The sequence below is a fragment of the Vibrio sp. Vb0667 genome, from assembly GCF_033391095.1.
The window spans coordinates 96,396-112,927 of the sequence record NZ_JAWPOL010000009.1 but is presented as its reverse complement, the minus strand read 5'-3'; the positions used below and the strand labels follow the sequence as shown (position 1 = coordinate 112,927).

The following is a 16,532-nucleotide window of genomic DNA, read 5'->3' as shown; positions in this document are numbered from 1 at the left end:
ACAACCGAATGAAATTTGCACACTTTTTTATTCAAAGACCCATATTTGCCTCTATGTTATCGCTATTGATATTAATAGTAGGCGCAATTTCACTTTTACAGTTGCCTGTGAGTGAATATCCAGAGGTTGTCCCTCCTACAGTAGTAGTTACAGCAAACTATCCTGGTGCGAACCCAAAAGTAATCGCAGAAACAGTTGCTACGCCTCTGGAGCAAGAAATTAATGGTACAGAAAACATGTTATATATGTTTTCGCAGGCAACCAGTGACGGCAGAATGACATTGACCGTAACCTTTGCTTTGGGTACGGACTTGGACAAAGCTCAGGTTCAAATTCAAAACCGCGTCACTACAGCTTTGCCCCGATTACCAGAAGCCGTCCAACGGTTAGGAGTTGTTGCCGAAAAAGCCTCTCCTGATCTCACCATGGTTGTGCATATATATTCTCCAGATTCTAGCCGTGAAGTCAGTTATTTAGCTAACTACGCTAATTTAAACTTGAAAGATGAGATAGCTCGGCTCGGAGGCGTTGGTGATGTGCGCCTTTTCGGTGGTGACGAGTACTCAATGCGCTTGTGGTTAAATCCAGATGAGCTCGCTTCTAGAAATCTAACCGTAATGGACGTTGTCTCCGCCGTCCGATCTCAAAACCAACAGGTGGCAGCAGGCTCATTAGGTGCGCAACCAGCCGCTAATGAAAACCAATTCCAAGTTTTGTTGAACGTAAAAGGCCGCTTGGAGAATATTGATGAATTCAACGACATTGTAGTAAAAGTTGACGAAACAGGGGCTTTGACACGTCTTAAAGACGTTGCACGCGTAGAGCTAGGTCAAAACTCTTATGCACTGCGCGCCTTGTTAAATGGTAAACCAGCGGTGGCGATGCCCGTATTCCAGCGCCCTGGTGCTAATGCTATTGAGCTATCTAATCAGGTTCGTTCAACCATGGACCGTTTACAAGCAGCCTTTCCAGCTGGAGTTTCATATGAAATAGCCTACGACCCGACCGTCTTTGTTCGTGGATCGATAGACGCGGTGGTTCATACTCTGCTAGAGGCAATTGTACTTGTTGTTGTCGTAGTCATTTTGTTTTTGCAAACATGGCGCGCGTCTATCATCCCTATCATTGCGGTGCCTGTTTCATTAATCGGTACGTTCGCCGTAATGCAAATGCTTGGAGTATCGATTAACACGCTTTCGTTGTTTGGGCTTGTTCTCGCCATAGGCATCGTCGTCGATGACGCCATTGTCGTCGTCGAAAACGTGGAACGGAACATCCATAATGGTCTTGCACCACTAGAAGCAACGAAACAAGCAATGACCGAAGTTACCGGGCCAATTATTGCAATTGCTTTAGTGTTATGTGCGGTGTTCATCCCGACGACCTTTATTACAGGGTTATCCGGTCAGTTTTATAAGCAGTTCGCACTAACAATTACGATCTCGACGATTATTTCAGCAATTAACTCGTTGACGTTATCGCCTGCTTTATCAGCACTGCTATTACAAGATAAGAACGCAAAACCCGATCGGCTAACCAAGCTATTGGATGCGGTTTTTGGTAAGTATGTTTTTGCGCCATTCAATAGAATTTTTGAGTACAGCTCGAACCAATATCAAGCTCTGGTCAAGAAGCTGATTCGCTTTAGCCTTGTTGTTGTGGTGGTATACATTGCGTTACTCGGGGGAACGGTTTCTCTATTCAAAGCGGTTCCTGGAGGATTCATTCCTCAACAAGATAAGCAGTATTTAGTTGCGATCGCCCAACTTCCAGATGCAGCAAGTTTAGATAGAACAGAGTCCGTTATTAAAGAAATGGAAAACCTCGCGCTGGCAACACCTGGCGTAGCACAAACCATTTCTTTCCCAGGCTTATCGGTCAATGGTTTTACTAACAGTCCGAATAGTGGCATCGTTTTTGTTACGCTTGAGGACTTCGATAAACGAAATGATCCAACTCTCGGCGCAAATGCGATTGTTGCATCTTTAAATAAGAGCTTTTCAATTATTGATGAAGCCTTCGTTGCGATTTTTCCACCACCACCAATCCAAGGACTTGGATCTACTGGCGGCTTTAAGCTTCAAATCGAAGACCGTGCGAACAAGGGGTTTGATGAGCTCTTCAAGCAATTGAACTTGGTAATAAGTGAGGCATCAACAAGACCCGAGCTGATGGGATTATATTCTACATTTCGCATACAAGTGCCGCAGATGGACATCCAAATAGATCGTGAACAAGCGATGCTGCAAGGTGTTCCTCTAGAGCAGGTTTTTGATGCGCTTCAAGTTTATTTAGGATCATTATACGTCAATGACTTCAATATGTTTGGTAGAACATACAAAGTGAATGCCCAGGCAGACATGAACTATCGTCTCGAACCTGACCAAATACTTAACTACAAAGTAAGAAATGCTGCCGGACAAATGGTTCCTCTCGGCGCTGTACTGGAGATCATACCCACGATTGGGCCTGACCGCGTGATGCACTATAACGGCTACCCTAGTGCAGAACTAAACGGCAGTCCTGCTTTTGGTTACAGCTCTGACCAAGCCCAAACGGCTATTGAGGAAGTACTGGATCAAAACCTAGCAGAGGGAATGGTTTATGAATGGACTGATGTAACCTACCAGCAGATTTTGGCTGGTAACACGATGGTGTATATATTCCCACTTGTTGTTTTGTTAGTTTTCATGGTGCTAGCTTCGCAGTACGAGAGTTTAAAACTGCCATTCGCTATCATTTTGATCGTTCCTATGACCATTTTTTCTGCACTAGCAGGTGTTTGGTTCATTGGTGGTGACAACAATATATTCACACAAATTGCTTTGATTGTCCTTGTGGCTCTAGCGTGTAAAAATGCCATCTTGATGGTGGAGTTCGCTAAAGAACTTAAAGACAATGGCCAAGATACCTTATCAGCGATTTTGGAAGCATGTCGTTTACGTCTTCGACCGATTCTAATGACATCAATTGCATTTACCGCTGGTGTTATTCCATTAATGATTGGTACAGGGGCCGGAGCGGAAATGCGACAAGCAATGGGTATTGCCGTATTCTCGGGTATGGTAGGCGTAACGGTATTTGGATTACTACTCACACCTGTTTTTTACATGTTAGTGAGTCGAAACAAAAAACGTCAAACACTATAACCATAATATAAATACTCATTTAAATTCATACTAAAGGGAGCTATTGCTCCCTTTTCTTTTGGTTATTAAGTATATTAATAATTTCTAGACAGAGCAGCAGTTATACATGAAACTAATACGCTAATATCTAACTTGGATAAACATTGTGGATTTAGCAAATAAACTACACCTGCTTTTAGAAGTCTCTAAAGCTGGATCTTTTGCAAAAGCAGCAGATGGGATGAATATCGACCGCTCTGTTTTATCTAAACACATCAAGCAGTTAGAAGAGCACTTAGGCGTTAGGCTATTAAACAGAACAACTCGCTCTCTTTCATTAACACAAGTCGGCAAGCAAATAGTTGAAAAAGCAGACCAAATATCTCAACTCCTTGATGATACTCAACAAATAGCGGAGAACTTTCAGACTGAGCCTTCAGGGAAAGTACGAATTTCAAGCTCAACATTATTTGGAAAACTCTATCTACAACCTTCGATAGAGAAGTTTTTACATAAGTACCCAAAAGCAAGTGTTGAACTAATGCTAGATGATCTTCATGTAGACGTGATTAGAAGTAATTTTGATATTGCTTTTCGAATCGGACCTATGAGGGATTCATCAATGGTAGCAAGAAAATTAGCAAAAAATACGACTGCAATCATTGCTTCTCGAAATTTAATTGAAAAACATGGTAACCCAGAAACGCCTGATGAGTTAGTTAAGCTACCTTTTATTATTTATTCAAATGGTAATTTTATTGTCGATAAACTTAAATTCTACGACAAAGCAAAATCAGATGGTTTAGATACATACCCAATATCAGGGTCATACATGGTAAATGAAGCTGAGCTAATAATTGAAAGCGTAAAGTCAGGTCTGGGCGCTGCACTTATAGGTCAATTTATGCTTCCTAACAACCTAGAGTCTTCTAATTTAGTTCAACTTTTACCAGAATATGAAACTCAAGATTTTGGTGATATTTATGCCATGTACTCACACCGTCAGCAATCACCATTGGTTAGGGCATTCATTGATATCGTTCAAGAAGAAGTTGGCATACCACCAATATGGGAAAAGCATTTCAATAAAAGCTAGTTGATTCTATTTAATCAAAATTAACAGAAAATCAAATAAAATCAATAATTTAAAACAGAAATGTTTAAGATCCATCGAAGTTTAATGTTAGGTGAATTAAGTTCCATTCTAAATGGCGCTTAATTCACTAAATATAAAAAATTCTTGATTTATAATACTAACAAATCCATCACCTATACAAGTTACGATGTATATTAAAGAAAAACACACCTCGGTCACTAGTTTGTTAGTATATAAAATATCTTATCTTATTTTTTTGGTTATTTATACGTTAGCAACGATTTATTTTAGCGTAAAAATGGACAAAAGCACATCGGAGAACTCTCTTATAGAAATGACTCAAATAGCATTTGTGCTTTTTTCATCGTTAATGTGTTTGTATAAATCTAAGGAATATCTTGAACTCAAACACATATTAGTAATAATGTCTTCATTTTTTATGGTTATATTCGTTAGAGAAATGGACTACCACATAGAGCAGTATTTCCCTCACGGTTCATGGAAGTACCCTGCTTGGATTATAATAGTCTCGGTCTGTTATTTTTGTTTTAATAACATAGTTAACATAAAAAATGAGGTCAAACTTTTCATTTCTCATTCTAGCTTCACGACATTAACGATTGGCTTTTTTATTGTTTTCTTATTCTCACGATTTGCAGGGTATGGTGATTTTTGGGTCGAGTTCATGGGGAACTCATACAATAGAGACGTGAAAAACTTGGTCGAAGAAAGCTTAGAGTTACTAGGTTACGCGATACTTTTAAACGGTGTTTTACTTATTAAAGTAGAAAACCACTAAGTATAAACAAAAGTTCAGAGCTTGTAGTTCAAGCTTTGAACTTTTTTGGGTTAAAAAAAAGCAGCAAATATAATTTTCTGCAAATGATGAAAAAAACAATATGCGTAAGTTAACTTCCTAGCAATGGATGCGTTAACGAGTTAATAATAACGAACCGTAACAATTAAGTCTCGTTGAAAATAATCCATAAAGAATGGCATTTATTACACTGTTAATTATGTAACCTTATCTAATCTAGTTATCACACGCCGTCGTTTTGATATCTTATCTCTTTCCGTCAATAAATAGCTCTTCACATCAGATCCCATTTATCATCCCACAACAGTCGGATTCACAAAAAAGCAAAAAAAATCAATAAATTAGAAGTGGTCACTTAAAAAATAAAAAGGAGTAAAAACGAAACTATGTCAGATAGAACATATTAAAGATCACCGACTCTGAGTAGAAAACCGTTCATACTCGTTACGCATACAATCAATAAAGACTTCCATCGCCGGCGTCACACACTTCCCAGCATGATAAGCGCAGAGTGGCTTGATCATCTGTGAAAATTCGGTGAACTCAAGCTCTTGTAAACTGCCCTCTTGCAACTCTTTTTCAACCGTAAAACGAGGTAAGTAAGAGATACCAATATTACTCTCAACGCAATTTTTGATCGTATTAATACTGCTAAGTTCGATCATGTTGTCGATGCTAATATCACGCTCTTGAATAATGCTCTCAAACATCTGTCGAAAAAGGCACTTAGGGCCATTGCTTATAAACCCTAAATCAATATGTTGCTCTCTCTTCTTTAAATCTAGCCCTTTTAAAAGCGGTGAAGCAACCAATACCAGTGGCTCCTGCTCAAACTCGTGGACCTTGAGCGTATCGTCATTACCTACTCGATAAAACACACCTAAATCAGCTTTATCCGCTATCAACTCATCTCGAATCTGATAGCAATTTTGTGATTGCAGAGAGAGTCGGACATTGGGCGCTCTGATCCTGAACTCTTTTAAAACATTAGCCATCTTATAAGCAAGTTGAGTCTCAGCAATCAGCACTTTCAATTCACCGGTCGGCTCCGAGTTTTCTTGCTGTGCTGTTCCCTCAATATTTTCCATCACTCGCGCCAGTTCATAGACGTAAGGCAGTATCTTTTCTCCTGCTTGAGTCAAAACCATCTTACGCCCTATTTTTTCGAACAGCTGCAAAGACAGATCTTGTTCCAACTGCTTGATTTGAAAGGTGACGGTTGATTGCGTGCAATAAAGCTTCTGTGACGCTTTTAGAAACGATCCTTCTTCAACAATAGCTTTAAAAGTAAGAAAGCGTTTTAGATTCATGACTAGACTCCACAACCAACAGTTCAATAAATTAAAAGTCTAAGTTTTAATTTATTCAATTTTTTAATCAATTGTAGCGAAGTATAGTGCAGTAAAAACAGGAGAGATAGAGATGACCGCCATCTACACCGCATTTTTTACTTACGTAATCATTACTTCAATTACACCAGGGCCAAACAACATTTTATCGCTCAGCATCGCGACGCAATATGGACTAAAACGCTCAACAAAAGTGATTTCGGGGATGTTTTGTGGCTATGTTGTTTTGATGCTACTTTGTGGCGCTTTCACGTATAACATGATCAGCCTCTTGCCCGTGATTACACCTTGGCTAACATGGATTGGAGCAGCTTATATTGTTTGGTTGGCTTGGGGGCTTGCTACGAGTGAGATCAAAACTTCACCGGATAATTCTAAAGGTATCAGTTTCTTAACAGGTTTCGGTTTGCAGTTCGTTAATGTGAAAATCATTCTTTATGGAATTACCTCTATTTCTACGTTCGTACTGCCCCACACTCAGAATATCTACTGGATCTTAGCGACTAGCCTCATTCTTGCTTTGATCGCACTTCTTAGCAACGTAGTTTGGGCCGTTGCAGGAAAGCTACTTCAATCGCAATTCCAGAGATATGGTAAAGTCATCAATATGAGCTTAGCAGCAGCTCTGATCTATTGTGCGACACAGTTATTTACTTAAGTATATAGTTGATCATCAAGAACAATATTGCTCTTCAACTTAGACGACTACGTTTATGTGAAGAGCAAATTCTGCTCCACAAATCGCTGCGGTTTCTCGTGCCCTTACTCGCTCCTCCCACTCCTTCATACGGCAGTTTTTGAAGAAGTAGATTCAACGTCACTTAATCAACCTAAAGATACGAAATCTTGTTTAGTTATACAGACACGGCCTTGGCGACCTCGGCAATAACTAAGCATTACTTAGTATACACAAATCAGAAAAACTAAGATAATCTTAGTCATCCTAGTCCTTCGTATGAACTTTAAGTGTTGTTTAATAACCCACTCCCAGCCCGCCTTAAGCATGCGCGTAAACAAGCGAATCTGTCCCAAAAAGCACTGGGCATCCGTATCGGCATGGATGATAGTTCTGCAAGTGCAAGGATGAATCAATACGAAAGGGAGCGCCATACTCCCGACGTAAAAACGCTCAAACTTATCGCAGATGAGCTAAACGTGCCTCTAAACTATTTTTTTTGTGAAGATGAAATCACCGCTGAACTTGCTGTGAATCTCCACAAGCTGTCAAATGATGACAAGCAAAGAGTGCTTGAGAGCACAGCCCAGCTGATTGCAGACGCAATCGCCACGAAGTCGAGTACGTAATTGGGATTAAACGCCTAAGAATACGTATCAATACCAAAGAATCAAAGAGCATAACTAAGGGTTCAACATGGCTACAACAAAAGCACTTGTGGTTTTTTCCGGTGGGCAGGACTCTACGACCTGCTTAATCGATGCATTAAATACATATGATGAAGTTCATGCTATAACGTTTGATTATGGCCAGCGTCATTCAGATGAAATAGATATCGCTATCGAATTAGGTAAGCAACTTAACATCAAAAGCCACAAAGTCCTGGATGTAAAATCAATTAATGAGTTAGCGATAAGCTCGCTGACAAGAGACAACATTCCGGTATCTAATGACTTAAGCGACGCTAACGTACCCAATACATTCGTTCCAGGGAGAAACATTCTCTTTCTTACTTACGCATGTATCCATGCTTACCAGCTTGGCATTCAAGACATCATTACGGGAGTTTGCGAAACAGACTTTAGTGGTTACCCTGACTGCCGAGACAACTTTATTCGCTCTCTAAATCTCTCTTGCAATTTAGGTATGGATAAAGCCTTCAATATTAAGACTCCTTTAATGTGGCTTACTAAAGCCGAGACCTGGGCTCTAGCTGATAAGCATAATATGTTGGAGTTTGTCCAAAACAATACTTTAACATGTTACAACGGAATCGTTGGTAAAGGCTGTGGTGAATGCCCAGCGTGCCTACTGCGACAAAGCGGCTTAGAAGAATACTTAGCGAGCAAATAGTCTTTGTTAGCGGTAATAGCGGTGGATAAAACCTTTTGCGTTAGCTTCTAAACGTTTTATCTCAGCGTGAAACTCCAGCCAACAGAGCTTCATTTTGATGCCGCCAGATTGGTGGCATCAATTAAATGCGAAACGATTGTCGAACCAAAGATAGCACCACACCACAACAGCCAACACTGCTTGGCTTTTACAACGCTATAAATTGTTTAGATATATCGACAATGTTTCGATAGCAAAGCTACCAACGGCATTACTCGCGAAACCGGAATTAGATAGCAAAGCTACCTCGAATGATGACGAGTCTCTCGTCTAAGCAATACTCAAATATTTATGAGTTTGAACAGACAAACGCCAATTGCGGGCAATGCACGTATCAATACACAATTGCGTAGCACGAGGCTTCTGGCTAATTGGTTGTAGTGCAATGATAGTCTCAGCCGCTACGTTCGCATTTGCTAAAAGGTCATCAAGGTGGTCGATGTCTTTCTGGGTGCCGACTGGATGCTTAATCTCATTTGCCCGCTCTAACGCACTATTAAGCACTGGCAGTTTACCTTTCATTGCTACTTTTGGTGACACTGTCACCCACGTATTTTCTGAAGTAATCACTTCTGATGTGCCACTGGTTTCAATTTGGCATTGGCACCCCATATCTTCAAACGCCTTTGTTAAAGGGCGCAGATCATAAATACAAGGCTCTCCACCAGTAATCACGATATGCTTAGCATTAAAGCCTTGCTGTTGATATTGCTCTACGATGTTCTCGGCAGATGCAACACACCACGTCGGAGAATCTTCCGTTTTCACCAGAATATCGCCTATTTGACGTTGATCATTCTCATCTGCATACCACGTTTGTTTGGTATCGCACCATGAGCAACCAACCGGACACTCTTGAAGCCGAACAAAAACAGCAGGGACTCCAGTAAAAACCCCTTCCCCTTGGATGGTTTCAAACATCTCATTTAGCTTATACAACGCAGAACTCACTCAACTCATAACATTTCGAGGCGAAGACCATAATGGACACGCGTGTCTAGGTCAATTTAAACCAAAAATTAATTGTTAAAATAGACCATTTTGTAGTTTCATAGCGTAATGAATATAGGTTTCTGGTTAACGTTAAACCAAGCCTTATTCACTGACAGCTCCCAAAAAACTTTAAGGTAAGAAATGATGTATAAACTGATCGCACTAGATATGGATGGCACGCTACTCAATAGTGATAAAGCCATTTCTGAAGAAAACAAACAAGCGATCGCAAAAGCTCGAGAAGCAGGCGTTACTGTCGTTCTCGCTTCTGGTCGCCCATTAGAAGGAATGCAAGACAAGCTCGACGAACTGAATATCCATTCCGATCGAGATTTTGTTCTTTACTACAACGGTTCGATGGTCAAGAACGTAGGCACAAACGACATCATCCACCAGCAAATCATAGATGGTAAAGCTGCAAAATTGGTGGCGCGAAAAGCCGAAGAGCTAGGTGCGTACGTCCATGCTTTTAGTCAAGTTCATGGTTTAATCACCAACGAACACAACCCTTACACCGATATTGAAGCAAAGATAAATGGCTTAAATGTCACCGAGATGAACTTCGAATCACTAGAAGACGATCATCCAATCATCAAAGCTATGATGGTTGCAGAGCCAAGCAAACTAACAGAAGTTATAGCAGCACTGCCAGCTGAAATGCGCGAAGCGTTTACGGTTGTTCAAAGCGCTCCGTTTTTCCTTGAGTTTCTTAACCCTGCGAGCAACAAAGGTATTGGTGTTGCCGCAATTGCCGAGTATCTGGGAATTAAACCGGAAGAAGTTATCTGTATGGGTGACGCAGAAAATGACCACCACATGCTGAAATACGCTGGCCTTGGTATCGCGATGGCAAATGCAATGGAAGAAACCAAGCAAATCGCTGACTACATTACGGCAAGTAATGATGAGCACGGTGTCGCTAAAGCTATAGAAAAGTTCGTGCTCAATGCATAGCCCTTTCCGCCATGTCTGTTGCGTTAAGCTTCTTACGTTTAACACCCCTAGCCGTCCAAGATAGGCAAGCGGCGTTGTTCGTGGACTAAACGTGTAAAAGCCTTGCTGTAATGCAAGGCTTTGTTTTTACTCAAATACTAATAGATAACAAATACAGCCATCAATCTAGCAACGTTTTGCTCGGTTGGTTTTCACAAGTCAGCTTCCTTGCAAGCAGCATAAATAACAACATTAATAATGGATAATGTAACGTCGACAAGACTAATGACCACAAACCGCTAAACGATACGATATTAGCCGAGTACAAATAGAGTTGATCAACAAGCAACAATGCCAGCGTCACAAAGATCATCTGCCGAGTATCTAAATGTGCTTTCGACTCTTTAAATGTCATGACCAACGCTGATGCAGTGATTAAAATTGCTAGCCAGCGACCAAACACAGGTAATGGCCAGATGACGGAGATGACCGCTGTTGCCGCAGTCATAATTAACCAGACGCCTTTTGAGCTTAGAACTTGATCAACGTTCACATCTTGATTTGTTTCCAGTCGAAGAACATGCCAAGCCACCAAGCTGCCTAACAGCGCGCCAAATAACATATCTAAAATAAAGGCACTGCCGAGGAAAAACTTACCTAACACCACAGTAAGAGTGATGAACACGAAGACTGCCGTTGTTCCATTCAAACCAAAATACTGGGTTCTATGAAACAAGAACGTCAGCACACAAAACCACACAGCGATAGGCAAGCTAGGAAAACTAAAGCCAAAGCTGTGCGTTAACTCCATCATTGGTATATAGACATGTGGGCGCGGTAGCGAAAAGCCTTGTTGAGCGACAAGCACCATAAGCGACGTTGTACTAATTGCGAAAAAGAGTCGGTACACAAACCGGCTACCAAAGCGCATCATGGCAAAAGGAAATAGAAAGAGTAGTACCGTCGGTTCTATCAGATCTATAACGAGTTTCGAGATCTGGCTAGCTACCTCGTAACTCGTTTCTGACAACGCCCCTACCCAACTCTGTAAATCTATCAGCCACGCCAATTCAACCTGACGAAATGAAGGCGCGGATTCGATCAGCTGAGTAACATAAGATACTGATTGCTTGGTAGCTTGATCAAAAAACTGAGTGACTTGTGGCCATTGCTCAGGATAACGATACAAAGATGATGGTAATTCAGATGGGCTAAGCAGCATCGCTGACGCAACTTCTACTCCATAATGAGGGGCAAACCAAATAGGCAGTTCATTTCCACCTAAAGAATTATTCATAGAAAAAGCGATAATGTCAGAGTCTGATATACAGTCGTAAAAAACTGCAGTGTCCGTTCTGCCAAGCTCCTCTCCAACCGTAACCACTATACCGGTTTCTTCCCACGTTTCTCGTTGAGCAGCAACTTGTGGAGACTCACCATCAATGATGGTTCCGCCAGGTAGAGAAATCTTATCCGTTAATACTTCATGAACTAGCACTAACTTGTCATCAGCGCGAACAATACAGAGCGCTCCTTTAACTTCGCTCGCAGTGGCTTTAGCCGTAGAGATCGGTGAAACAGGTAACAAAATAAAACAAAGGATGAGTAATAACAGCTGTCTCAACACAAAATATGACCTTAAATAAACATAATGATAACCAATGAATCATGGCAGTTAATCTTATCTTTTTCGACAAAAATTAAGTAACGAGTTATGCCAAACTGAGTTGATCGCGTAAAACACGATCTCAACGCTCACTGGAGAATAATTTAATGCAAACCTGACAAAGATCAGACAAAACATAAAATGTTGATCGCAATTCTGCCAGTTATATAAAGATAACGTCAGGACAAAGTCATACACATTTTGTGGGTTCTCATAGTTGACACAATAAAAAAGGGCTTATTATTCGCAAACAATAAACCCCAGTTATAATAACTATGTACTGATCGTTGAAACCAAGAATGAATCTTATCTCATGGTCAACGAATCAAATTCACTGGCCCGATAGTTAGTTAGACTTGCAATTCGCATCGCCTACTTTTTGCCAAACACCCCAAGGCCCTGAGTCTGCTGGATTATCACCTTGAGTCCACCACTGCGCTTGCCAAACTTTACCATTCCAAGTGACCGTATCTCCTTTGAGATACACTAAGCTGGCTTGCCATACAGTTGTACAGCTATCTGTGGGAGGCGTTGTCACCGTTTTCGCTTGAGCAGATACTAACGCTTGGTATTGTGTGCTGGTCTTATCAACGTTGAAGTTCAAAGCCACTCTTGCTTCTCCGCTCTGAGTAGCACCAAATTCAACATCAACACGACAACTTGCATTCATTGCTAACGTCGCCTGAGAGCACTGATCATTGGCAATAACAGCTGCATCAGTAACACCCGAAGCAAACGCGCGAACATTTTCCACAGTGAACGTGGTGTTCCCTGAATTCTGGATAACAAAGCTATGTTGCTGTAACTCCCCAACATTAAATGATGCCAGTGTCTGTTCGGTGGTGTATCCAACAGAAACATTTTCTTTTGGTGGTGTTGCTGTTCCGATAACACCATCGACAAAATTGCGCATAGCAGCGATATCGCTATAAACCCCATACATACCAGGACGAGCACAACCTATTCCCCAACTGACCACACCAAGTTGAGTAATTACACCACTGCGATTAATGACGATTGGACCACCACTATCTCCCTGACAAGAATCTATCCCACCTTGAGGAATACCCGCACAGAATGACACTTCTCCAACCGTTGTGTAGTTGCCACCGGCTTGACGGCAAGTCATATCCGACACAAGTGGGACGTCAACCTCTTGCAATCGAGACGGAGAGCTTCCTCCTTCAGAAGTTCGCCCTAAGCCAGCAACACTAAGCCAATCTCCGATGCTCGCGTATTGCGTTAGACTGCCATTCGCAATCTCAACTGAAGAAACACCTTGAGGCACAGAGTCGAGCTTCAATACCGCGAGGTCATGAGAAAGCGTCGTGCGGCGATATGCCGGGTGCATATGGATCTCACTGACGTTTGCACGAACACCGTCACTACCGTTATAAACAACGCCACCGATTTTAACCGCTATCTGATTCGGAGAATCACCCTCAACACAATGCGCAGCAGTCAGGACGTAACCATTCCCGATATAACTGGCCCCACAATATGATCGGTTACCATAACGACTAACAATTTGGGTGTAGAATTTCCAGTCACGTGGGTCGGCAGTTACTCCGCCTACGATCTGGGGTTGGATAGTATGATTTTGCGTCTGTGACAAATCATCAGCACTTGCGAACATTGGCAAAACGGCTAAAGCAAGTAACGATTTTGTTAGTTTCAAAATATTGTCCTCTTGTTTTTGTAAGCACGATCCTCGTGCTACTAATAAACAAGCAGACAAAAACGCCGATACCAATGTGGGTGCATATCAATTTGTTAACATTGCGAGCAACTTATAGAGAAAAGTCTATTGACGAACTGAATGATTTCAATTCGATAGAACCTAAATCACAATATTAAAGTTAAATACGATTATTCGTTCAGCGGTTTTCTTAAATAGTGGATATGATGTGCAAATCCTTGTTTTTCATACAAAGATATTGCGCCCTGGTTAAAATGCCATACTTCAACAAACATCTGTTTTGCACCGTAATCAGAGAACGTTGACTCAATTTTATTAATCAATGCCTGCGCCGTACCTTGTTTTCGATATTCAGGCAGCACATAGAGCTCATCCACACTTCCCATCATAACTGGCTGGCTGACGGTAGAAATAAGTTCACAGAAGTGACCAGAGATAAAGCCAATAATTTCATCTCCTTGTTTTGCTACGTAAACAAGGCACTCAGGGTCATCAATATATCGAGCAATGCTTTTTTCTTGTTCTATCTCCTCTGCCGTTTTGAAAAGCTCAGGAGATTGAAGATGATGCTCATCATGAAGCTCGAACATAAGATCGTTGAGCAACTCTAGGTCGCTAAAACACGCAGGTTTAATCGCAAACGTGGTCATACAAAGGGTCACTAAAAATTGAATGGCTGTAGTTTGTGAGGAAAACGTCGTATTGGCAAGTCACAAATGCTTTCACGATACGTTTGTACTGTTTGAACAACAAAAAGGCCCCTGCACTTAATAAACGTACAGAGGCAGAACCAACCAACAGAGTTCGAGGATCAGGGGTTAGTTAGAATTGAGTTTTTCTCAGCGTCGTAGCACTCGCTCAATTTCGTTCAAGCTACTTGGGTCATCAATCGTTGACGGAACGGTGTATTTTTCACCATCAGCTATTTGACGTATAGTTCGACGCAAAATTTTACCTGAACGTGTTTTCGGTAAACGGTCTACAACCAACGCATGCTTGAAGCAAGCAACTGCACCTATCTCACTACGCACTTTGCCAACAAGCTCACCTTCAAGGTCTAGCTCATCCACTTTGACGCCGTCTTTCAGTACAACAAAACCAAGTGGAAGCTGACCTTTTAGATCATCGTGGATACCAACCACCGCACATTCTGCAATCGCTGGGTGGCCTCCTACTATTTCTTCCATTTCACCTGTCGACAATCGATGTCCCGCGACATTAATCACGTCATCAATACGTCCCATAATAAACAGGTAACCGTCTTCATCCAGATAGCCACCATCACCTGACACGTAGTAGCCTGGGAATTGGCTAAGATAACCAGTTTCAAAACGGTCATGATTACGCCAAACCGTTGGCAGACAGCTTGGTGGTAGCGGACGTTTTAATGCGACAAAGCCTTGTAGGTTAGGCCCGACAGCCTCTCCAAGTTCATTCAGAATCTCGACCTGATAACCCGGAATGGGCTTCGTCGAAGAACCAGCTTTAACTGGCATCATTTCGACACCTGTCGGGTTGCCCGCGATGGCCCAGCCCGTCTCGGTTTGCCACCAGTGGTCAATAACGGGCTTGTCCGCTTTGCTCTGAACCCACTCCAGTGTCGGAGGGTCAAGGCGTTCTCCCGCCATAAAGATGGTTTTCAGATTCGACAAGTCGTACCGTTTTAAGTGCTCGCCTTCCGGGTCCTCTTTCTTAATCGCACGAAACGCCGTTGGTGCAGAGAACAACGCATCTACTTTATATTCATCACACACTCGCCAAAATGCGCCAGGATCCGGTGTTCGAACAGGCTTGCCTTCGAATAGGATAGTAGTGCAACCGTGAATCAGTGGAGCGTAAACAATGTAAGAGTGCCCTACTACCCAGCCCACATCAGATGCCGCCCAAAAGACGCCATCTTGAGGAATGTTATAGATTGCGCTCATGGAGTACTTCATCGCGACAGCATGGCCACCGTTATCACGCACAACGCCTTTCGGCTTACCTGTCGTACCCGATGTATAAAGTATGTAGAGCGGATCGGTTGCTAACACCGGAACACAACCATGTGGCAGCGCTTGTTTGTACTCTCGCTGCCAATCTAAGTCTCTTTCTTGGTTTAGCTCAGCGTCGCACTCTGGACGTTGGAAAACAAACACTTTCTCAGGCTTCCAACGGCTGTCCATAATGGCTTTGTCTACCATTGGTTTGTATGGAATGACTTTGTTGATCTCAATCCCGCACGACGCCGTCATGATCACTTTCGGCTCTGCATCTTCAATTCGTACAGCAAGCTCATTAGGTGCAAAACCACCGAATACTACGGAATGAATCGCCCCCAAACGCGCGCAGGCAAGCATCGCCATTGCGGCTTCTGGGATCATCGGCATATAAATAACGACTCGGTCGCCTTTTTCAACACCTTGAGCAGACAGCATGCCAGCAATTTTTGCTACTTGGTCACGTAGGTCGCTATAGGTGTACGTGGCTTTACGACCTGTCACTGGCGAGTCATAAATGAGTGCAGTATTATCACCGCGTCCTTGCTCGCAATGGTAATCTAATGCTAACCAGCACGTATTCATTACACCATCTGGAAACCAACGTTCTATGCCGTTTTCATCAGATTTCAAGATAGTTTTAGGAGATTCAAACCAATCGAGATTCTCCGCTTGAGCGCGCCAAAAACTCTCCGGTTCATTCTTCGCCCATAAGTATTCTTTTTCGTATGAAGACATATTGCTTCCTCCAGTATGTCCTGACATTGCTCTCGTTCTACTCAAAGATCGCTCTTTTAATCCAAA

General features: G+C 42.1%; 12 protein-coding genes. 6 read left to right on the top strand and 6 right to left on the bottom strand.

The features are described from left to right. The first annotated feature begins 8 nt into the window (after nucleotides 1-8). Both R8269_RS11745 and R8269_RS11740 read left to right on the top strand, forming a co-directional pair. On the top strand, nucleotides 9-3,149 hold the full coding sequence (locus R8269_RS11745) for an efflux RND transporter permease subunit (RefSeq protein ID WP_005377311.1): 3,141 nt from the start codon (nucleotides 9-11) through the stop codon (nucleotides 3,147-3,149). Between the two features lie 145 nt (nucleotides 3,150-3,294). Beyond that, nucleotides 3,295-4,224: a LysR family transcriptional regulator gene (locus R8269_RS11740; RefSeq protein ID WP_005377305.1), complete on the top strand. Its 930-nt coding sequence runs from the start codon at nucleotides 3,295-3,297 to the stop codon at nucleotides 4,222-4,224. Between the two features lie 1,227 nt (nucleotides 4,225-5,451). Here R8269_RS11740 and R8269_RS11735 read toward each other — a convergent pair. Beyond that, complete coding sequence (locus R8269_RS11735; RefSeq protein ID WP_005388203.1) at nucleotides 5,452-6,351, bottom strand: LysR family transcriptional regulator; 900 nt, start codon at nucleotides 6,349-6,351, stop codon at nucleotides 5,452-5,454. Between the two features lie 112 nt (nucleotides 6,352-6,463). Between R8269_RS11735 and eamB the strand changes: the two genes are divergently transcribed. From eamB to queC, 3 genes are all read left to right on the top strand, one after another. Beyond that, a complete protein-coding gene (gene eamB, locus R8269_RS11730; protein WP_047102681.1) occupies nucleotides 6,464-7,048 on the top strand; it encodes a cysteine/O-acetylserine transporter in 585 nt (194 codons plus the stop codon). Nucleotides 7,049-7,356: 308 nt separating this feature from the next. After that, nucleotides 7,357-7,695 carry a helix-turn-helix domain-containing protein gene (locus R8269_RS11725; protein WP_005388200.1) on the top strand — a complete coding sequence of 113 codons (339 nt, stop codon included), beginning with the start codon at nucleotides 7,357-7,359 and terminating at the stop codon, nucleotides 7,693-7,695. 67 nt (nucleotides 7,696-7,762) lie between these two features. Beyond that, nucleotides 7,763-8,419 carry a 7-cyano-7-deazaguanine synthase QueC gene (gene queC / locus R8269_RS11720; protein ID WP_005377298.1) on the top strand — a complete coding sequence of 219 codons (657 nt, stop codon included), beginning with the start codon at nucleotides 7,763-7,765 and terminating at the stop codon, nucleotides 8,417-8,419. 309 nt (nucleotides 8,420-8,728) lie between these two features. Here the strand turns inward: queC and queE are convergent, their stop codons facing one another. Further along, nucleotides 8,729-9,379 (bottom strand): 7-carboxy-7-deazaguanine synthase QueE, encoded by a 651-nt coding sequence (queE, locus tag R8269_RS11715; RefSeq protein ID WP_005377296.1) that lies wholly within the window; start codon nucleotides 9,377-9,379, stop codon nucleotides 8,729-8,731. Between the two features lie 216 nt (nucleotides 9,380-9,595). Between queE and R8269_RS11710 the strand changes: the two genes are divergently transcribed. After that, nucleotides 9,596-10,405, top strand: coding sequence for a Cof-type HAD-IIB family hydrolase (locus R8269_RS11710; RefSeq protein WP_017821691.1), 810 nt, complete (start codon nucleotides 9,596-9,598; stop codon nucleotides 10,403-10,405). A 160-nt stretch (nucleotides 10,406-10,565) separates the two neighbouring features. Here R8269_RS11710 and R8269_RS11705 read toward each other — a convergent pair whose 3' ends face one another. From R8269_RS11705 to R8269_RS11690, 4 genes are all read right to left on the bottom strand, one after another. Further along, nucleotides 10,566-12,011, bottom strand: a complete 1,446-nt coding sequence (locus R8269_RS11705) for a bifunctional NUDIX hydrolase/phosphatase PAP2 family protein (protein WP_047102682.1) — start codon at nucleotides 12,009-12,011, stop codon at nucleotides 10,566-10,568. Between the two features lie 385 nt (nucleotides 12,012-12,396). Further along, entirely contained in the window at nucleotides 12,397-13,728 is a 1,332-nt protein-coding gene (locus tag R8269_RS11700; RefSeq protein WP_047102683.1) for a trypsin-like serine protease, read from the bottom strand. Nucleotides 13,729-13,919: 191 nt separating this feature from the next. Beyond that, nucleotides 13,920-14,399, bottom strand: coding sequence for a GNAT family N-acetyltransferase (locus tag R8269_RS11695; RefSeq protein ID WP_005377290.1), 480 nt, complete (start codon nucleotides 14,397-14,399; stop codon nucleotides 13,920-13,922). Between the two features lie 189 nt (nucleotides 14,400-14,588). Further along, nucleotides 14,589-16,466, bottom strand: a complete 1,878-nt coding sequence (locus R8269_RS11690; protein WP_047102684.1) for a propionyl-CoA synthetase — start codon at nucleotides 16,464-16,466, stop codon at nucleotides 14,589-14,591. Nucleotides 16,467-16,532: the final 66 nt, after the last annotated feature.